Genomic DNA, 19,351 nt, shown 5'->3' on the forward strand with positions numbered 1-19,351 from the left:
ATCATTCATTCCATCGCTTCATAAATCGCGGTAATAACACTCCCGTAGCTGCCTGTTGGAAATTGGTCACCCTCAAACACGTTTGGATTTTCTTCTGGATCAGCAACAGGTGAATGCTTTTTGTTTGTTAACAAGGCGATGCCTAAATTGTAAGTTGGATCAATGACGGTAACTGTCCCTGTCCAGCCGGTATGTCCGTAAGCATTTTTACTGGCATAAGGGCCAAACATCCATTCCATGTTTTTACTTCCGTTTCGCCGCCAGCCAAGAGCGAATGTCGGATCTGTTGCTGAAGGTGCTGTAAACAGATCGGCTGTCTTTTTGTCAAATAAAGAAACGCTTCGGTATGATCCTTTGTTTAACATGACTTGCAGCAGAATGGCCATATCATCCGCGTTTGAGAACAATCCGGCATGGCCGGACACGCCATCCATTGAGTAAAATGCTTTTTCGTCATGCACTTCTCCTTGCAGCGTGTCTGTACGGATGTTAGGAAAATGAATAAAGCCGTCCCGTGTATTGCCCATACGTTCAGTAGCTGCGAACTGCTTTGGTTTAAAGCCTTTTTGCAGCGGATTGTACAAGGTATGTTTCAGTCCCAGCGGCTTGTAGAGCTCTTGCTCCGCGTAGACATCTAGCGGTTTACCGGTGAGTTTTTCGACAATACTGCCGAGAAGCATATATCCAATGTCACTGTATACGTGTTTTGTCCCTGTCTGATAATCGAGCGGAATTTTCGTCAAATAATCGATCGTTTTGTCCCGCTCCTGAGAATAGTACATGCCGGCTTTTTCCGGTGTGTAAAAGTAAAAGCTTGAAGGGAGCCCTGATTGGTGCTGGAGGACATCGATGACACGAATCTTGTCTTTTCCTTTCATAAGGTCTCCCGGCTGATCCTTGAAATCAGGCAAATATGCAGAAACCTTTTCATAGACGTCGAGCTTTCCGTGGCTGACTAAGCGCTGCAATGCAAAATTTGTTGCGTACATTTTTGTATTTGAGGCTAAGTCAAACATCGTGCGGGCTTTCATTTTGGCCGGCCGGCGCAGCAGTTCTGATTCTTCGTACTTTTTACTGTAGCCGTACGCTTCTTTTTTTATGACGCGGCCATCCTTCACGACGACAAGAACGGCGCCTGGAAATCCTGCTGCAATATCCCGTTCTATTATCTGATCAACCTTCCTTAGTTTCTTCGGCGAGAATTGCGCAGTTTCTGCATTTATGGTTTTCGGCTTGATCTGGTTATCTGCTGTGTGCGCGAAGGTTTCGTTTGGCGTCAATATAGACAGGGTTAAAATGGCACTGAATAAGAATAGTGTTTTTGTTTTCACAGGCTAGCTCCTTTCCGTGCTTCTATCCCGTTTACTATCCCTAAAACAGAAACAATTTAATCGAACTGAGAAGCCATTTCATCTTTATATCCGAATGCATAGGTCAATAAAAAGCCGGTCGCGTATGAAATAAAGAGCCCAACGATATATAGGATGATTTGCGAAGGCAGGACGAGAAAGGAAAGCGGCAGCCCGGAGACACCAATCGCGATGGTGGCTATCTGAAAATAAGCTTGAAAAGCGCCGCCGATCCCAGCTCCTAAGCATGCTGTTAAAAACGGACGGCCGAGCGGCAGCGTGACCCCGAAGATAAGCGGTTCACCAATGCCGAGCAGTCCCGAAGGCAGTCCTCCGGCGATTGCTTTTCTCAAGGTTGTTTTTTTCGTTTTCACAAAGATGGCAAAGGCCGCGCCAACCTGTCCTGCGCCTCCCATAGCCAGAATTGGGAGCAGAGGATCATTTCCGATTGAATTGATCAGTTCCATGTGCACAGGCGTCAAGCCTTGGTGCAGTCCGGTTACGACGAGAGGAAGGAAGGTTGCACCCAGAATAAAGCCCGCAGCGATGCCGCCGATGTCCAGGATGGAGAGAAGGCCCGATGTAATGGCATCAGAAATGAAGCCGCCTAAAGGCATAAACACGACATATGTTACGATTCCGGTGATTAACAGTGAAACGGTTGGGGTGACAATGATATCGAGTGATTGAGGAATAAAGCGGCGGATAAATTGTTCGGTGTAAGCAATGAATATGGCTGCGAAAAGAACTCCGATCAGGCCTCCCCTGCCCGGAAGAAGCTGTTCTCCGAATAAACTGATCTTTGCGATCTCCGGATTTATAATCAAGATCCCCGCCAGAGCTCCGAGAGCGGGTGTCCCGCCAAATTCTTTCGATGCGTTAATGCCGACGAGAATACCGAGATATGTGAAAAGTCCTGATCCGATCACTGTCAGGATAATAGCGATTTGCGATTCTGCGGAGAGCCATCCGGCTTGAATGATTGCTTTTGTAATCCCGGTGATTAAACCAGAAGCAACGAGTGCGGGAATAAGAGGGATAAAGATGCTGGCAATTTTACGTAAGAATAGTTTAAAAGGAGTGGCGTTTTTCCGATTTATATCGGCTTTCTTTTTTGCCGCAGCTTCTTTGACATCCTCACCTTCTTCTTCTGACACGAGTTTTGAGAAAGCGGCTGTCACATGATTGACGACTCCGGTGCCGAGGATGATTTGTAAGGTTTCAGCTTCAACGACCCCCAATACGCCGTCAAGCTCTCTTAAAGCCTGAGCATCTGCTTTGCTTTCATCGTAAGGCGTAATACGCAGGCGTGTCATGCAATGCGTATACGAGGAAATATTGGATTTTCCACCGCATAGTTCAAGGATTTTCTTTGCGAGATGATGGTAGTTATTTTCTTTGCTCATCAAAACCCCTCCTCTGATGCCTTATTTTTTTCTCATAGATTGTATGGCTGCTCTCGTCTTATCGATATAGCCGGTTGTTTCTTCATACTGCTCAGCCGCCATGCCTAAAAACAAAACATCAATCATAAAAAGCTGGGCGAGACGGGAGGAAGTGGCTGCGCTGCGGATCAAGGCTTCGTTGGAATGTGCTGTGTACAAGGGGACATCAGCCAGCGCAGAGACGGATGTCTGACTGAATTGTGTAAGGCTGATAATTGTGATGCCTTTTTCCTTAGCCATCGTGAGCATTTCAATGATTTCCTGCGTTTCTCCCGAAAATGAAATGGCGAATACGATATCATCCTTATCTGCATTTGCGATTAAAGAGGCGACAAGATGAGTGTCTGTGAACGCGGTTGCTTGTTTATGAATGCGAAGCCATTTTTGCTGGGCGTCCTTGGCGACAATTCCTGAAGCCCCGACGCCGATAAAATGCACGGTATGAGCTTTAAGAAGCAGAAAAACCGCTCGTTCAAGCTCTTTATAGTCCATCAGATCTGAAGTATCCTGAATGGCTTGAATGGCATTGCCGGCCGCTTTTTCAGAAATAGAGGGCAGCGGTTCGCGGGGAGCGATGTCCCGGTAGCCTTGAAAAGCAGGCTTTGCCAGATCGCCTGCCACTCTCATTTTTAAATCTTGAAATCCCTTTAACCCGAGTGATTTGCAGAGCCTGATGACGGCAGCGTCACTTGAATTGGCTAAGGCGCTGATTTCGCTGACTGTGCTTTCTATCGCTTTGTGAGGATGAGTTAGGATGTAATCTGCAAGTTTACGCTCGGATGGAGGGAGCTTGTGCTTCATTGATTGGATGATGGCTAAACCGCCTGCTGCCATTCGTAGTCTCTCCTTATCATGACTGGTAATTTTCGATTGCTTTGTCTATAAAACCGTTTGCTTCATTAAGCAATGTCTTAGCTTGTTCCTGATCTGCGCTTGTTTTGAGCATGACGATTGCCGTTTTGACGTGATGATTGGCTTGTTCCAGTGTGTTTCTGGCTGTTTTGTATGAAGCATTTGTGAGGCTTTGAATGATACTGATGGCGCGTTCTTTTAGTTTTATGTTGCTGACGTTGACGTCTACCATCAAGTTTTCGTAAACTTTTCCGATTTTGACCATTACAGCGGTGGATATCATGTTTAGAATCATTTTATGAGCGGTTGCCGCTTTCATACGTGTTGATCCTGTAATGGCCTCGGGTCCGACGACAACCTCAATGCTGTAATCGGCATCCTTGCTGATGGCGGAATTTTCATTACTGGTAAGGGCGATGGTGTGTGCTCCGACTTTACGGGCGTATGTTAGGGCGCCTGTGGCATAAGGTGTGCGGCCGCTTGCTGCGATGGCGATGACGGTGTCATTTGAAGTGAGTTGTATGTTTTTTAAATCCTCTGCGCCTGCTTCTTCACTGTCTTCAATGCCCTCTGCAGCCTGCAAAAATGCTTTGGGGCCGCCAGCCATGATTCCAATGACCTGATCTGGGCTTACGCTGTAGGTGGGAGGACATTCAACAGCGTCCATGACACCGAGCCTGCCGCTTGTACCGGCGCCTGTGTATATGAGCCGGCCTCCATTTTGAAACGAGTCATACGCACAGTCTACAGCTGTTTTGATATCGGGGAGAACCTGCTGAACGGCGGCAGCGACTTTCATATCTTCGTTGTTAATCATTTGGAGGATGCCGAGAGTGGTTGCTTTGTAGATTCCCGCTGTTTGGCTATTGCGTGATTCCGTTGTAAGACGGTGCAGGTTTAATGGTTCTGACATGAGGATGCCCCCTGTTTTAAATTAATATATCTTAATATTCAGTATATTCGTTTCTGTCATGATATTTCAACTGTGTTTTATATTTTTGAAATTTTATTTCACTCAAGACGATAAGAAATAATGAAGAATTAGCTGTTCTCCAAGCGGGCCGATTCTTCGCCGTCCTTTATCAAGGAACCCGCTTTTCATATAAAGGTGTTTTGCGCGTGTGTTCAGATGATTGACAGCCAAGATCATTTCATCGCACCATGGAAAATAACCGCTCACAAAAGCGGGAAGCTTAAGCATAGCCTTTTTTGCATAGCCTTTTCCTTGATGCACAGCGTTTAAAGACAGGGAACTGAGCAGTAAAGCAAATGGATTGTTAGAATAGGGCGCAAGCGTTTCTTTTGATGTATGTAAAATGAAAAAACCGACTGGCAGATCGTCTTTTAAGATGACAACCGGATATCGGTCCTGCATGCCCAGAGCCTGAGACAGCACCTCATTGGGGAGAGAGGTAAAGCGTTTGTCATCATTGTTTAGCGTGAATGATTGAAGCTCAGGCAAGTGTTCAGGCTTATAGAAGGATAAAGAAATGTCTAGAGTCATGTGGCGGCCTCCTTACAATATGTCGTCTAGCTGATTTTCTGAAATGACGCGGTAGCCTGCTTGTTTTAACAATGCGGCGGTTACCCCGTTGCCGGTGATTTTTCTGCCGGAGAATGTGCCGTTATAAATAAAACCGCTTCCGCACGATGGACTGTTTTCTTTTAAGATGACGGCTGAGGCATTGATTTCTTTTGCGTAAGCTAATGTTTTCAAGGCGCCTTTCATATATAAATCTGTTACATCTTCTCCTGAAGCTGTCACGATTTTTGCGGTGCCATTGAGAACATCCTCGCCGGTGCCTCCGATGATTTCTGCAGGTTCACGGGGAGTTGAGAAGCCGCCGAGAAGCTCAGGGCAAACCATGACGGCTTTATTTTCATCGACGAGTTTTCTGATATTCTCTGACGCTGCGTGAGAGCCGTTGTATCTGCATTCGATGCCTCCAAGGCAAGAACTGACAAGAATCATATTTGTTTCTCCTCTCTTGCTTCGCTTGTCTCTATCATAAAATAAATGACTAATGTTGGGAGGCTTTTTCAGTTAAAAAAGGAGTTAAAAAGTTTGAAAATAAAAAATTTAATTTTTCTCTTTACAAACAGGGGGCAACCTGTATATAATTACTTTTGTCAGCTCGACGAGAACAAAAACGGCCCGTTGGTCAAGCGGTTAAGACACCGCCCTTTCACGGCGGTAACACGGGTTCGAATCCCGTACGGGTCACCATTTGGAGGATTAGCTCAGCTGGGAGAGCATCTGCCTTACAAGCAGAGGGTCGGCGGTTCGAGCCCGTCATCCTCCACCATCTTGCCGGTGTAGCTCAATTGGTAGAGCAACTGACTTGTAATCAGTAGGTTGGGGGTTCAAGTCCTCTTGCCGGCACTGTTTTTCTTAATATGAATATGGAGGGGTAGCGAAGTGGCTAAACGCGGCGGACTGTAAATCCGCTCCCTCAGGGTTCGGCAGTTCGAATCTGCCCCCCTCCACCATTGTTGGGCTATAGCCAAGCGGTAAGGCAACGGACTTTGACTCCGTCATGCGTTGGTTCGAATCCAGCTAGCCCAGTCACAGACACCTTTGACCAAAAGGTGTCTTTTTTCTTTTTTTAAAAATCATTCCAACTTCTAACTATTCAGTCTGTATAATAATTTTAAAAATATGTTAAGGTAGTTTATTCACGAATTACCATCTACACCCTGCCAAAAATTTGTTAAACTTATTTTATAAAAAAGTTGAAACCTTTTGAAACGAAGCTCGTATACATACAGACCGGTGAAGGCAGAGGTTAGATAAATATGGAAATGATGATTAAAAAGAGAATTAAGCAAGTCAAAAAAGGCGACCAAAATGCATTTGCGGACATCGTAGATATATACAAGGATAAAATTTATCAGCTTTGCTACCGTATGCTTGGCAATGTGCATGAGGCGGAGGATATTGCACAGGAGGCTTTCATCAGAGCGTACGTTAATATCGACAGTTTTGATATTAACCGGAAATTTTCAACTTGGCTTTACCGAATTGCCACCAATTTGACCATTGACCGCATTCGCAAAAAGAAGCCGGATTATTACCTCGATGCAGAGGTGGCTGGTACGGAAGGCTTGACCATGTATTCACAAATCGCCGCAGATGGGGTTTTGCCTGAAGATGCAGTTGTGTCGCTGGAGCTCTCTAACACGATTCAGCAGAAAATTTTAAAGCTTCCTGACAAATACAGAACAGTCATCGTATTAAAGTATATTGACGAACTCTCATTAATTGAAATCGGCGAGATTCTGAACATTCCTGTGGGGACTGTAAAAACGCGGATTCACAGAGGCAGAGAGGCTCTCAGAAAACAATTAAGGGATCTTTAAGTGGGGTGATGAAATGAGCTGTCCTGAACAAATTGTGCAGCTTATGCATATGCATCTTGATGGAGATATCCTTCCAAAAGATGAACACGTATTAAAGGAACATCTTGAGACATGCGAGAAATGCAGAAAGCATTTTTATGAGATGGAAAAATCCATAGCGCTCGTCCGGAGCACATCGCATGTTGAAGCCCCCGCGAATTTTACCGCTAACGTCATGGCAAAATTGCCTAAGGAGAAGAAAAGAGCTTCTGTGAAAAGATGGTTCAGATCCCATCCCGTTATCGCAGCTGCTGCGGTATTCATCATTTTGATGGGCGGAGGTTTTTTTAACAGCTGGCATAATGACCACAATTTCAGCGTGTCCAAGCAGCCGAATCTTGTGGTGCATAACAACACTGTGATCGTGCCTGAAGGTGAGACGGTCAAAGGTGATGTCACTGTCAAAAACGGCAAGCTGATTATTAAAGGAAAAATAGACGGAGATGTGACCGTCGTAAATGGCGAAAAGTATATGGCCTCTGCTGGACAAGTCACCGGTCAGATTGAAGAAATCAATCAGTTGTTCGACTGGACATGGTACAAAATGAAGTCAGCGGGGAAAAGTGTACTGAATGCATTGGATCCAAACGAAAAAGAGTAAAGCGCGCAAGTCGCTTTGCTCTTTTTTTACGGGCTGAAAGGGCTGGCACATTTCACTTGCCAAATCGAAATGTGGTATAATGGGCTCGCTATGTAAAGTACATATGCGTAACACGTAAAACACAAAATACGAAATGACTGAATTCTTGGAGGACGAGGAAATGGCTTTTGAGGATATCCCTTTTTTGCAGTACCTCGGCAATGCCGTTGATATTCTCCTTGTTTGGTATGTGATATATAAATTGATTATGGTGATACGCGGCACGAAAGCGGTTCAGCTGTTAAAAGGAATTGTCGTGATCGTGCTTGTCCGTATGGCCAGCCAATACTTGGGCCTCAGCACGCTTCAATGGCTGATGGACCAAGCGATAACATGGGGATTTTTAGCAATTATTATTATTTTCCAGCCTGAGCTGAGAAGAGCGCTTGAACAGCTTGGCCGCGGCCGCTTTTTTTCAAGGAGCGGCACGCCTGTAGAGGAAGCGCAGCAGAAAACGATTGAGGCCATCACAAAAGCGATCAATTATATGGCGAAACGACGTATAGGCGCCCTGCTGACCATTGAGCGGGATACCGGAATGGGGGATTATATTGAGACCGGCATACCATTGAACGCCAAAGTCAGCTCTGAGCTGCTGATCAATATTTTTATTCCGAACACCCCGCTTCATGACGGCGCGGTGATTATGAAGAATAATGAAATTGCCGCTGCCGCATGTTATTTGCCGCTTTCTGAAAGCCCGTTTATTTCAAAAGAACTGGGTACGCGGCACAGGGCGGCTGTCGGCATCAGTGAAGTAACAGACAGTTTGACGATTATTGTGTCTGAAGAGACCGGCGGCGTCAGTGTGGCGAAGAACGGCGACCTTCACAGAGAGCTGACAGAAGAAGCACTGAAAGAAATGCTTGAAGCCGAGTTTAAGAAAAACACCAGAGACACTTCTTCTAACCGCTGGTATTGGAGGGGCAAGAAAAATGGATAAATTCTTAAACAACCGCTGGGCTGTGAAAATTATCGCTCTGCTTTTCGCGCTCTTGCTTTATGTGGCGGTTAACAGCAATCAAGCACCGACTCCGAAAAAACCGGGTGAATCTTTCTTTCCGACATCAACGACTGATGAAGCAACACTGACCGATATTCCGGTCAAAGCGTATTATGATGATGAAAATTACGTCGTAACAGGTGTGCCGCAAACGGTTAATGTCACGATAAAGGGTTCGACAAGCGCCGTAAAAAAGGCAAGGCAGACCAAGAACTTTGAAATATATGCCGACATGGAGAATTTGAAAACCGGCACACATAAGGTCGAGCTTAAGGCCAAAAACGTGTCGGATGGGCTGACAATCTCAATCAATCCGTCTGTTACGACAGTGACCATTCAAGAACGGACGACCAAAAGCTTTCCCGTAGAAGTGGAGTATTATAATAAAAGCAAGATGAAAAAAGGCTATTCTCCGGAGCAGCCGATTGTCAGTCCGAAACAAGTGCAGATTACCGGATCTAAAAATGTGATCGATAATATTTCTCTTGTGAAAGCTTCAGTGAATTTGGAAAACGCAGATGAAACGATTGAAAAGGAAGCGAAAGTGACTGTCTATGATAAGGATGGAAACGCGCTTCCTGTTGATGTAGAGCCCTCGGTCATCAAGATTACCGTTCCGGTGACGAGTCCGAGTAAAAAAGTACCCTTTAAGATTGAACGGACAGGAAGCCTCCCTGACGGTGTCAGCATAGCGAATATTGAATCCAGCCCCAGTGAGGTAACGGTTTACGGCTCGCAGGATGTGTTGGATTCTCTTGAATTTATTGACGGCGTCAGCTTAGATTTAAGCAAAATCAACAAGGATTCCGATATCGAGGCAGATATTCCGCTGCCTGACGGCGTCAAAAAAATCTCGCCGTCAAAGGTGACATTGCATATAGAAGTTGATAGTGAAGCGGATCAGAAGTTTGAGAATGTCTCTATAAAGACTGTAGGGCTGAGCAGCTCACAAAACATTGAATTTCTTGATCCTGAGTCACAGGCTATAGATGTGACGGCTAAAGGCTCACCCGCCAATATAAAAAAACTGAAGAAATCAGATATAGAATTGTATGTGAATGTTTCAGATTTAGAGGACGGGGAGCATAGCGTAAAGCTTGAAGTGAACGGGCCGCAGAATGTAACCTGGTCCTTGGGGCAGAAAAACGCCAAGATCAAGCTGACGTCCCAAAAAAGCAATACATCAACGAATGATAAGAGCAGCAATACATCAGGGAAACAGGATGACACAGATAAACAAACGAATGATCAAGATAACAAGCAGCAAGAAGATACAACGGACACTGATAAAAACAGCAATGATCAAAAACAAGACGAAAATAAAGATCAAAACCAAGATCAGGATGAGGACGAATCCACTGCGGATTCACAATCCTCATCAGAATAAAAAAGGAGCGATTATAAAATGGGCAAGTATTTTGGAACAGACGGTGTAAGAGGTGTCGCCAATAGTGAGCTTACACCTGAGCTGGCCTTTAAAGTCGGACGTTTCGGCGGGTATGTGCTGACAAAAGACAAACAACGTCCAAAAGTGCTGATAGGCCGCGATACACGGATCTCCGGCCATATGCTGGAGGGAGCCCTTGTCGCCGGACTTTTATCCATTGGCGCAGAAGTCATGCGTCTGGGTGTCATTTCTACACCTGGTGTCTCTTATTTAACAAAGGCAATGGATGCAGAGGCAGGCGTCATGATTTCTGCTTCTCATAACCCAGTGCAGGATAACGGCATCAAGTTTTTCGGGGGAGACGGATTTAAGCTATCTGATGAACAGGAAGCTGAAATTGAGCGCCTGATGGACGAACCGGAGGATAAGCTGCCAAGACCGGTCGGAGCCGATCTCGGGCTTGTAAACGACTATTTTGAAGGCGGACAAAAATATTTGCAGTTCTTAAAGCAGACTGCTGATGAAGATTTCACGGGCATTCATGTGGCGTTGGACTGCGCGCATGGCGCGACATCGTCCTTGGCGACACACCTGTTTGCTGATTTAGATGCAGATGTTTCAACAATGGGAACTTCCCCGAACGGATTAAACATTAATGACGGCGTCGGATCGACTCATCCGGAAGCGCTCAGCGCGTTTGTCAAAGAGAAAAACGCTGATCTCGGGCTTGCGTTCGACGGTGACGGCGACCGCCTGATTGCTGTTGATGAAAAAGGAAATATTGTTGATGGCGACCAAATCATGTACATATGCTCAAAACACTTGAAAACAGAGGGCCGTTTGAAGGATGATACAGTGGTTTCAACCGTGATGAGCAACCTCGGTTTCTATAAGGCGCTCGAAAAAGAAGGCATCAAAAGCGTACAGACGGCTGTCGGCGATCGCTACGTAGTAGAAGCGATGAAAAAAGATGGCTACAATGTCGGCGGAGAGCAGTCAGGACATCTGATTTTCCTTGACTACAACACGACAGGGGATGGATTATTATCCGCTATTATGCTGATGAACACATTGAAAGCGACAGGCAAGCCGCTGTCAGAACTCGCGGCTGAAATGCAGAAGTTCCCGCAGCTGTTAGTCAATGTGAGAGTAACTGATAAATATAAAGTCGAAGAAAATGAAAAAGTAAAAGCTGTTATTTCTGAAGTTGAAAAAGAAATGAACGGCGACGGCCGCATTTTGGTGCGTCCTTCAGGCACTGAACCGCTAGTCCGTGTTATGGCTGAAGCGAAGACGAAAGAACTCTGCGATGAGTATGTCAATCGCATTGTTGAAGTCGTCCGGTCAGAAATGGGATTGGAGTAACGAAGTCTATCATCAGAGAGCGAACAAGACAAGCGAGACTTACATATGATAATTGTGAGACATACGGCAAAGTTGTTTAAAAAACAATTGACCGTTCATGGCACATGCTGTAAAATCAAGCTTGTCTTGTTCTTATTTTCTCTGGGAAGAAAAGACGGGATTATTGCGTCACCTATAATTATAGCGCCCGAACTAAGCGCCCGGAAAAAGGCTTAGTTGACGAGGATGGAGGTTATCGAATTTTCGGCGGATGCCTCCCGGCTGAGTGTGCAGATCACAGCCGTAAGGATTTCTTCAAACCAAGGGGGTGACTCCTTGAACAAAGAGAAATCACATGATCTTCCAAAAACATGTAGGAGGGGACGATTGAAAGTCCCCTTGAAATTTGACTTTCTTCGTCTCCTTTTACAATCTTAGGAGGAAGAAAATATGTGTGGAATCGTAGGTTATATCGGTCATCTTGATGCGAAGGAAATTTTGCTGAAAGGGTTAGAAAAGCTTGAGTACCGCGGATATGACTCTGCTGGTATCGCTGTTGCCAACGAGCAGGGGATTCATGTGTTCAAAGAAAAAGGACGCATTGCGGATCTTCGTGAAGTTGTGGATGCCAATGTAGAAGCGAAAGCCGGAATTGGCCATACTCGCTGGGCAACACATGGCGAACCAAGCTATCTAAACGCTCACCCGCATCAAAGCGCACTTGGCCGCTTTACACTTGTTCATAACGGCGTGATCGAGAACTATGTTCAGCTGAAACAAGAGTATTTACAAGATGTAGAGCTCAAAAGTGACACCGATACAGAAGTAGTTGTTCAAGTAATCGAGCAATTTGTCAACGGAGGTCTTGATACAGAAGAAGCGTTCCGCAAAACACTTACACTGTTAAAAGGCTCTTATGCAATTGCTTTATTCGACAACGATAACAGAGAAACGATTTTTGTAGCGAAAAACAAAAGCCCTCTATTAGTCGGTCTTGGAGATACATTCAACGTTGTAGCATCTGATGCGATGGCGATGCTTCAAGTAACCAACGAATACGTAGAGCTGATGGATAAAGAAATGGTCATCGTCACTGATGATCAAGTTGTCATCAAAAACCTTGATGGTGACGTCATTTCACGTGCGTCTTATATCGCTGAGCTGGATGCCAGTGATATCGAAAAAGGCACGTACCCTCACTACATGTTGAAAGAAACGGATGAGCAGCCTGTTGTTATGCGCAAAATCATCCAAACATATCAAGATGAAAACGGCAAACTGTCTGTACCTGGCGATATCGCTGCCGCTGTAGCGGAAGCGGACCGCATCTATATCATTGGCTGCGGAACAAGCTACCATGCAGGACTTGTCGGTAAACAATATATTGAAATGTGGGCAAACGTGCCGGTTGAAGTACATGTAGCGAGTGAATTCTCTTACAACATGCCGCTTCTGTCTAAGAAACCGCTCTTCATTTTCCTTTCTCAAAGCGGAGAAACAGCAGACAGCCGCGCGGTTCTTGTTCAAGTGAAAGCGCTCGGACATAAAGCCCTGACAATCACAAACGTACCGGGATCAACGCTTTCTCGTGAAGCTGATTACACGTTGCTGCTTCATGCGGGTCCTGAAATCGCTGTTGCGTCAACGAAAGCATACACTGCGCAAATTGCTGTTCTTGCGGTTCTCGCATCTGTAGCTGCTGACAAAAACGGCATTGATATCGGATTTGACCTCGTCAAAGAACTCGGTATCGCTGCGAACGCAATGGAAGCCCTTTGCGACCAGAAAGACGAAATGGAAATGATCGCCCGTGAATACTTGACTGTATCCAGAAACGCTTTCTTCATCGGACGCGGCCTTGACTACTTCGTATGTGTCGAAGGCGCACTGAAGCTGAAAGAGATTTCTTACATCCAGGCAGAAGGCTTTGCCGGAGGAGAACTGAAGCACGGCACAATTGCCTTGATCGAACAAGGTACACCAGTATTCGCACTGGCCACACAAGAGCACGTAAACCTAAGCATCCGCGGAAACGTCAAAGAAGTTGCCGCTCGCGGAGCAAACACATGCATTATCTCACTGAAAGGCTTAGACGATGCGGATGACAGATTCGTACTGCCGGAAGTAAACCCAGCGCTTGCTCCGTTGGTATCTGTTGTTCCACTGCAGCTGATCGCTTACTATGCTGCGCTGCATCGCGGCTGTGATGTTGATAAACCTCGTAACCTTGCGAAGAGTGTTACTGTGGAATAAATTGTTTAACCCCTTTGGTTGTTTAGCCAAGGGGGTTTTTTTGTACCTCCGCAGTTTATAAGTGAAACGGATATTTTTTTTACTATCTCCGTATTCCAACACCAAAATCTGATTCCCACTGAATTAGAATAGGAGTTTTAGTTGACAATGTTTAAAATTTAGCATATCTTATACTTAACTTAATAATCGGCGCAGATGTTTATTTTTGTTTGTTAATAAAATTAGGCCTTTAGCATTCTTTTAATATTTCATTTTAAATCTTGATAGGGTGAAAAAGTATCCTAATAAAAAACGAAGAGTAACATAAGTCGATTTATTATATAAATCAAGGTACTAAATTAACGATATTCCTTTAGAAGGAACTTAAAATATTGTATATAGTAAAATGACCAATCATAAGGTAGCTCTTCAAAAAACTTTGCGAAGTTAGTTGAAGTGAAGCCGACAATTTTCAAGATTCAATGACTAAGATAATCATTGAGTTTTGAAGTTGTCGGCTTTTTTATTGGAAAAAATACGTAATTATTCAAAGAGATAAAGAAATGTATATTCAATTACAGAGAGAATTTTACCTAAGGGAGAATTTGAAATGTTGTTTTCGCTGAGTTTGTCATCATTATTAACATTATTTTTTATTATGCTTATTATTTCCGGGATAAGTGGATTATTGTTTTTACTTCCGCGAGTACCCTTGAGTTATGTTCGCATTCATATGGGGATCTTGGCTTTACCGCTTTTGGCATCCTTCCTGCTTCTTGCCAATAGCAGTGTGAATGGAGAGATTGGCCCTTGGCACTTAGATTCATTAGCTTGTTTAATGACTTTCTTTGTTCTTGCAATTGGCTTCGTCATTCAGCGTTTTTCTGTACGTTACTTAATGGGAGATCGATCATATCGAAAATATTTTACGCTTTTTACTTTCACTACAGGTGCTGCTTCAATTACATGGTTAAGTGGCGATCTCCGCTTGATGGTTATATGTTGGGGAGCAACTCTTGTCGGTTTAACCTTACTTATAAGGTTAAACCGTGCTTGGCATGTGGCTAGTGAAGCAGCCAAGATTTCAGGCAGGTTATTTTTGTTAAGTTGGTTTTCTTTGTTTTTCGCGATGATATGGCTTTTTCAAGTCACAGGTCAATGGCGGTTATCGTTGGTTTTAACAAATGAAAGTTTAGCTCAGCTGGGGATTTGGGAGAGAACAGGGATTCATTTATTGATTGTGTTAGCAGTGATCATTCCTGCGGCTCAATGGCCATTCCAAAGATGGTTAACTGAGTCTATTGTTGCTCCAACTCCTGTTTCTGCGATTATGCACGCCGGTTTAGTAAACGCAGGCGGGATTATACTAACTCGCTTTTCACCTCTATTTCATGGTGGTATAGCATCGATGATTTTACTTCTGCTTGCTGGCATCTCTGTATTGATTGGAACTGGTATTAGTTTGGTCCAGGTTGACTATAAACGCCAGCTAGTGGGCTCCACGATTGCACAAATGGGTTTTATGCTCATTCAGTGTGCATTGGGAGCCTATATAGCAGCCATTATTCATCTTATTTTACATGGTTTATTCAAAGCTACGTTATTTTTACAGGCTGGTTCGGCAGTACAGGGTCATGAAGGATCGACGCGGGCTCATGAGGGATCATCCTATTTATGGATCATGGCTGGCCGTACGTTAGCCTTATTGATAGGCGTTGCTTTTTGGCTCGCTGCTCCTGGAGAGGGATATCAAGTCATTAGTGCGCTGATCTTAGGGTGGTCATTGTCCGTTTCTTGGACTCAGCTCGTAGCTTTTGGAGAGGGGAAAATTGGCCGAATTGTTGGCTTAACATTTTTGGGAGGAGCAGCCATTGTATATTTTATCATTCATAACCTCTTCTATAAGTGGCTGCATACAACCGTTTTACAAAGTGTTCAACCTCCAATGTCAGCTGTCGTCATTGTCTTATGTCTATTGCTATTTGGCGGTGCTTTAGGTACGTGGGTTGCTCGTCAACGTTCTTCAGTTTTCTCCGCGGTACTCTATCTTTGGTTAGTGCGATTAGGTGAAGCAAAACCAAAGACAGTAGAGAGTCACCCAGACTACCTTAAACAATATTTATCATAAGGAGCTAATCTGAGATGGGCATTACATCCGTATTAACGAAAGAAAATGTAAAAAAGAAAGATACAGATATTGATGTTCAAGAGCGTGATCTTAACGTTTTCATTCAATCTGCCAGCCGAGTGATTGCGCCACTTTGGCCTATTTCCACATTTGCTGCACGTAATCCGTGGATGGGACTTGAAAACCAATCTTTTGATCAGGTTGCAGATTGGTTGAAAAACACTCGTGATGTTGATATCTACCCTAGTGCATCTATGATCCGTTCAGCAAAAAATAAAGGTGAGATTGATGAAGATTTTGTGGAAATGGGGCTGCAGCGCTGGCTTGATTCACATTCTTTTCACATCCCGCGGGACGTAGCGGAGCGATTTTGTCATGCTGGATTAAAATTAGATCCACTGCCTTCCGCCCTTTTATCATCACATAAGCTGGAGAAATTGGTGAATGAATGTAGTGGATTGGATCATATCGAGAGTTTTTATACGCAACCAATAAGTTCATATATAGAGAATCAAGATGGTGAAAGGTTAGTCGATATACTTGATCAGCATGTCATTAAGTGGAGTAAATTATATCTTGATGACTCTCAAGCGGGCTGGACAATGCCCAATCGTGAGGAGGGCTTCTATCGTGCCTGGCAGCATCTCATTCAATATGATCCAGCACTCAGTAAACAGCAGCGTAAAAGGTTAAAAGGTTGGCCGCGAGAGGCACATATGGCTTTACAAGAAGCCTTATTCGCACTGGAAATCCCAGAATCAGAAATCCAGACTTATCTTGAAGGCCATTTACTTTCCTTGCCTGGATGGGCAGGGATGATGCTTTGGCGCTCTCAACAATCGAGCCATGAACATGCACTTCTAACAGAATACTTAGCGGTTCGAATATCGATGGAGTGGGCCCTTATAAAGCCGTATTTACCTTTGAATAATAAACGATCTGAGAAAAAGATTTCGATGACTCCTCTTTTAGCAGCTTGGATTCATTGGGGTGGCCTGACATTAGAGGAATGGTCACAGATGCCGGCCAATGAACAAAACGAATATTTATCATTTGCTTATCGTTTTAATGAGAAACTTCGCAGAAAACTTTGGCTAGAAGCTTGGGAGCAAACACACACAGATCGATTAAGTCAAAAGATCATCTCGAAACAACGGGAAAATATCAGCAAAAAATCGGCATTAGCTCAATTAGCATTCTGCATTGATGTACGATCAGAACCTTTTCGCCGCCATCTGGAAAAAGAAGGTCCGTTTGAAACGATTGGCGTTGCCGGTTTCTTCGGGGTGCCGATTGCAACGTGTGAACTTGGCAGTAAACACAGTCATGCCTCCTTGCCGATTATACAAAAACCGCAAAATAAAATAAAAGAGTTCGCAGATGAAGATGCACTCGAAAAATACAATCAACGCAAGCAAGCAGTCCATTCCGTAAGCTATACCTTTAAAACGATGAAACAGAATGTGCTTGCTAGCTTACTTTTGCCTGAGCTAAGTGGACCTTGGCTTAGTCTGCAAATGGCAGCGCGCAGCTTTGTGCCAAGAAAAGCGGATCGTTTCATTCGTAATCTCCGTGAGACGTGGTTACGTAAACCTGATACAAAACTTTCGCTTCATCATGATGATGACGCACAGGCAGAAATACCTGTAGGTTTTACTGAAGAAGAAAAAGTGAGCTATGCTCGCCAAGCACTAAAAATGATGGGGTTAACAGAGAATTTCGCGCCATTAGTCGTGATTTGCGGACATGGCAGCCAAAGTACGAATAACCCTTATGCCGCGGCTCTTGATTGTGGTGCCTGCGGTGGAGCTGCCGGCGGATTCAATGCAAGAGTTTTAGCTGCTTTATGTAATCTTTCAGAGGTACGAGAAGTTCTTTTAACCGAAGGAATTACAATCCCTGAGGATACGGTGTTTGCTGCCGCTGAACATAATACAACGGTCGATGAATTACATTGGCTTTATGTACCAGAGCTTTCCGAAGCAGCACAAGAAGCATTTGAACGTATCGAAGCTGTTATGCCAAAAGTGAGACATCATGTAAATGCAGAACGTCTGGCCCAATTGCCGAATTTTCAATCGAAACTTAAAAATCCGAAGGCAGAGGCACACCGATTTGCGGAGGATTGGAGTGAAATACGTCCGGAATGGGGACTGGCTCGTAATGCATCTTTTATTATCGGCCAACGTGAACTAACTCAGGATTGTGATTTAGAAGGAAGAGCTTTTCTTCATAATTATGATTGGAAGCAGGACGAAAGCGGTGATCTCCTGGCCAATATTATTGCGGGACCTGGAACTGTGGCCCAATGGATTAATTTACAATATTACGCATCAACGGTAGCACCTCATTATTATGGCAGCGGAAATAAAGCAACTCAAACTGTTACTGCAGGTCTCGGCGTTATGCAGGGGAATGCAAGTGACTTGTTAGCCGGACTGCCTTGGCAATCCGTCATGCAATCAGATCATGAGGCTTATCATTCTCCTCTTCGTTTGTTGATTGTCATTCAAGCCCCTAGAGAATATGTAGAACGGTTATTAAATAATGACCCAGTATTTCTGCAAAAAGTTCAAAATGGATGGGTCCGGCTGGCTAGTATTGGTCCAGACGGATGTTGGGAAAGCTGGTAACCCTTCATATAAACAAGTATCAAATGGATCTGTTACTCAATATAAAAAATGATAAACATAAATAAGAGGTGTGCTGTATGAATGTAAATAAAAAAGTATTATTTTTGACGGACATTGAAAACGGCTTGGAGCCTATTTTACAAGAAGCGACTAACACTCCAGCGGAAAATATGCTGACAATACAAAGCTATGGCGCCAGTATCTCACATCCTTATGGAGAAATCATGAGGTCTGTTATCATTGCAATATATCAGGAAAACGTTGAAGAGGTTTTTGTTGTAGGAACAAAAGATAAGAGAACTTCCACAGGCAATGGACTGACTCAACTTGAAACAATGAAAGATAAAATAAAAACATTGGATTATCTTTTTCAAAATTGCAGACCTGAATTTTTAGGTGGTACGGTCGATGAATGGCTAAGTGAAAATAGCAGTGACTGTATTGAAAAAAGCGTTGATATCATTCGCCAGCATCCACTAGTGCCGTCATATGTGAAAGTTAGAGGTTTAATCGTTAATCCTAAGGATGGAAAATCCCCCATTGTGGAGGCCCCTGCTATTAAAACCGCGTCAAGCCTTACCTGATTATTGCTTGTCATTAAGGAGAGCGTATGGAATCTAATTTAATTGATTTTGTAACGAAAACAATAGAGGAAATGAGTGCGTTTGATCGCGAAAATATGGAATGTTTGAAAAAAGTAACAAGAAAAGCAATTGATTTTTATCATTTGAAATCTTATGAAGAAGTTGAGGAAACCCATTTAGGAAGCGTTCGATTTTTGCATATACACTCTATTATGGAAGAAAATATGTTATCCAAAATGATAGTGGTCTCAAGAAACGGGAAAACTGATTTGGATATTGAAGATGTATATGCAGGACATGTTGTAAGAGAATATTAATGAGACGACATCACAAATAGAATATGCCAATTATTTTG

The 19,351-nt window shown here is 44.0% G+C and carries 15 protein-coding genes, 5 tRNA genes and 1 pseudogene; 15 read left to right on the plus strand and 6 right to left on the minus strand.

Going from position 1 to position 19,351, the window contains the following annotated elements; translation table 11 throughout:
* Positions 1-5: 5 nt before the first annotated feature.
* The 6 genes from pbp4b to EFK13_RS01165 all read right to left on the minus strand — a co-directional run bounded on the left by pbp4b (position 6) and on the right by EFK13_RS01165 (position 5,618).
* Positions 6-1,331: a penicillin binding protein PBP4B gene (gene pbp4b / locus EFK13_RS01140; RefSeq protein ID WP_129506905.1), complete on the minus strand. Its 1,326-nt coding sequence runs from the start codon at positions 1,329-1,331 to the stop codon at positions 6-8.
* Between the two features lie 56 nt (positions 1,332-1,387).
* Positions 1,388-2,755 (minus strand): PTS transporter subunit EIIC, encoded by a 1,368-nt coding sequence (locus tag EFK13_RS01145; protein WP_129506904.1) that lies wholly within the window; start codon positions 2,753-2,755, stop codon positions 1,388-1,390.
* A 21-nt stretch (positions 2,756-2,776) separates the two neighbouring features.
* Positions 2,777-3,628 (minus strand): MurR/RpiR family transcriptional regulator, encoded by an 852-nt coding sequence (locus tag EFK13_RS01150; RefSeq protein WP_129506903.1) that lies wholly within the window; start codon positions 3,626-3,628, stop codon positions 2,777-2,779.
* Positions 3,629-3,644: 16 nt separating this feature from the next.
* On the minus strand, positions 3,645-4,559 hold the full coding sequence (gene murQ, locus EFK13_RS01155) for an N-acetylmuramic acid 6-phosphate etherase (RefSeq protein WP_129506902.1): 915 nt from the start codon (positions 4,557-4,559) through the stop codon (positions 3,645-3,647).
* 102 nt (positions 4,560-4,661) lie between these two features.
* Entirely contained in the window at positions 4,662-5,150 is a 489-nt protein-coding gene (locus EFK13_RS01160) for a GNAT family N-acetyltransferase (protein WP_129506901.1), read from the minus strand.
* A 12-nt stretch (positions 5,151-5,162) separates the two neighbouring features.
* The gene (locus EFK13_RS01165) at positions 5,163-5,618 is read right to left on the minus strand and encodes a 2-thiouracil desulfurase family protein (protein ID WP_129506900.1); all 456 of its coding nucleotides are present in this window, start codon (positions 5,616-5,618) and stop codon (positions 5,163-5,165) included.
* A gap of 180 nt (positions 5,619-5,798) precedes the next feature.
* Here EFK13_RS01165 and EFK13_RS01170 point away from each other — a divergent pair.
* From EFK13_RS01170 to EFK13_RS01240, 15 genes and pseudogenes are all read left to right on the plus strand, one after another.
* A tRNA-Glu gene (locus EFK13_RS01170) sits at positions 5,799-5,873 on the plus strand.
* 3 nt (positions 5,874-5,876) lie between these two features.
* A tRNA-Val gene (locus tag EFK13_RS01175) sits at positions 5,877-5,952 on the plus strand.
* A gap of 4 nt (positions 5,953-5,956) precedes the next feature.
* Positions 5,957-6,029, plus strand: a tRNA-Thr gene (locus tag EFK13_RS01180).
* Between the two features lie 22 nt (positions 6,030-6,051).
* A tRNA-Tyr gene (locus EFK13_RS01185) sits at positions 6,052-6,136 on the plus strand.
* 4 nt (positions 6,137-6,140) lie between these two features.
* Positions 6,141-6,212, plus strand: a tRNA-Gln gene (locus EFK13_RS01190).
* A 230-nt stretch (positions 6,213-6,442) separates the two neighbouring features.
* Positions 6,443-7,006, plus strand: coding sequence for an RNA polymerase sigma factor SigW (gene sigW / locus EFK13_RS01195; RefSeq protein ID WP_014478649.1), 564 nt, complete (start codon positions 6,443-6,445; stop codon positions 7,004-7,006).
* Positions 7,007-7,019: 13 nt separating this feature from the next.
* Positions 7,020-7,646: an anti-sigma-W factor RsiW gene (gene rsiW / locus EFK13_RS01200; RefSeq protein ID WP_075750469.1), complete on the plus strand. Its 627-nt coding sequence runs from the start codon at positions 7,020-7,022 to the stop codon at positions 7,644-7,646.
* A 160-nt stretch (positions 7,647-7,806) separates the two neighbouring features.
* The gene (gene cdaA / locus EFK13_RS01205) at positions 7,807-8,628 is read left to right on the plus strand and encodes a diadenylate cyclase CdaA (protein ID WP_003223651.1); all 822 of its coding nucleotides are present in this window, start codon (positions 7,807-7,809) and stop codon (positions 8,626-8,628) included.
* A complete protein-coding gene (gene cdaR / locus EFK13_RS01210) occupies positions 8,621-10,075 on the plus strand; it encodes a CdaA regulatory protein CdaR (protein ID WP_129506899.1) in 1,455 nt (484 codons plus the stop codon). The genes cdaA and cdaR overlap by 8 nt, the downstream gene beginning before the upstream one ends.
* An 18-nt stretch (positions 10,076-10,093) precedes the next feature.
* Positions 10,094-11,440 (plus strand): phosphoglucosamine mutase, encoded by a 1,347-nt coding sequence (glmM, locus tag EFK13_RS01215; protein WP_124044225.1) that lies wholly within the window; start codon positions 10,094-10,096, stop codon positions 11,438-11,440.
* A gap of 429 nt (positions 11,441-11,869) precedes the next feature.
* Positions 11,870-13,672, plus strand: a complete 1,803-nt coding sequence (gene glmS / locus EFK13_RS01220) for a glutamine--fructose-6-phosphate transaminase (isomerizing) (protein ID WP_129506898.1) — start codon at positions 11,870-11,872, stop codon at positions 13,670-13,672.
* 589 nt (positions 13,673-14,261) lie between these two features.
* On the plus strand, positions 14,262-15,779 hold the full coding sequence (locus EFK13_RS01225; RefSeq protein ID WP_129506897.1) for an NADH dehydrogenase subunit 5: 1,518 nt from the start codon (positions 14,262-14,264) through the stop codon (positions 15,777-15,779).
* A gap of 14 nt (positions 15,780-15,793) precedes the next feature.
* Positions 15,794-18,412: a DUF2309 domain-containing protein gene (locus EFK13_RS01230; protein ID WP_129506896.1), complete on the plus strand. Its 2,619-nt coding sequence runs from the start codon at positions 15,794-15,796 to the stop codon at positions 18,410-18,412.
* A gap of 77 nt (positions 18,413-18,489) precedes the next feature.
* Positions 18,490-19,033 (plus strand): annotated as a pseudogene (locus EFK13_RS01235) (carbonic anhydrase).
* Positions 19,023-19,313: a DUF6407 family protein gene (locus EFK13_RS01240; protein ID WP_129506895.1), complete on the plus strand. Its 291-nt coding sequence runs from the start codon at positions 19,023-19,025 to the stop codon at positions 19,311-19,313. Before EFK13_RS01235 ends, EFK13_RS01240 begins: the two are co-directional and overlap by 11 nt.
* The last annotated feature ends 38 nt before the right edge of the window (positions 19,314-19,351 follow it).

The organism is Bacillus cabrialesii, assembly GCF_004124315.2.
GTDB lineage: Bacteria > Bacillota > Bacilli > Bacillales > Bacillaceae > Bacillus > Bacillus cabrialesii.

Excerpts from the sequence above, each read along its gene's own strand:
- murQ (WP_129506902.1), bottom strand. The coding sequence starts at position 4,559 with ATGTCAGAACCATTAAACCTGCACCGTCTTACAACGGAATCACGCAAT.
- cdaA (WP_003223651.1), top strand. The coding sequence starts at position 7,807 with ATGGCTTTTGAGGATATCCCTTTTTTGCAGTACCTCGGCAATGCCGTT.
- glmM (WP_124044225.1), top strand. The coding sequence starts at position 10,094 with ATGGGCAAGTATTTTGGAACAGACGGTGTAAGAGGTGTCGCCAATAGT.
- EFK13_RS01240 (WP_129506895.1), top strand. The coding sequence starts at position 19,023 with ATGGAATCTAATTTAATTGATTTTGTAACGAAAACAATAGAGGAAATG.
- EFK13_RS01160 (WP_129506901.1), bottom strand. The coding sequence starts at position 5,150 with ATGACTCTAGACATTTCTTTATCCTTCTATAAGCCTGAACACTTGCCT.
- sigW (WP_014478649.1), top strand. The coding sequence starts at position 6,443 with ATGGAAATGATGATTAAAAAGAGAATTAAGCAAGTCAAAAAAGGCGAC.
- EFK13_RS01165 (WP_129506900.1), bottom strand. The coding sequence starts at position 5,618 with ATGATTCTTGTCAGTTCTTGCCTTGGAGGCATCGAATGCAGATACAAC.
- glmS (WP_129506898.1), top strand. The coding sequence starts at position 11,870 with ATGTGTGGAATCGTAGGTTATATCGGTCATCTTGATGCGAAGGAAATT.
- cdaR (WP_129506899.1), top strand. The coding sequence starts at position 8,621 with ATGGATAAATTCTTAAACAACCGCTGGGCTGTGAAAATTATCGCTCTG.
- EFK13_RS01145 (WP_129506904.1), bottom strand. The coding sequence starts at position 2,755 with ATGAGCAAAGAAAATAACTACCATCATCTCGCAAAGAAAATCCTTGAA.
- EFK13_RS01150 (WP_129506903.1), bottom strand. The coding sequence starts at position 3,628 with ATGGCAGCAGGCGGTTTAGCCATCATCCAATCAATGAAGCACAAGCTC.
- EFK13_RS01225 (WP_129506897.1), top strand. The coding sequence starts at position 14,262 with ATGTTGTTTTCGCTGAGTTTGTCATCATTATTAACATTATTTTTTATT.
- EFK13_RS01230 (WP_129506896.1), top strand. The coding sequence starts at position 15,794 with ATGGGCATTACATCCGTATTAACGAAAGAAAATGTAAAAAAGAAAGAT.
- rsiW (WP_075750469.1), top strand. The coding sequence starts at position 7,020 with ATGAGCTGTCCTGAACAAATTGTGCAGCTTATGCATATGCATCTTGAT.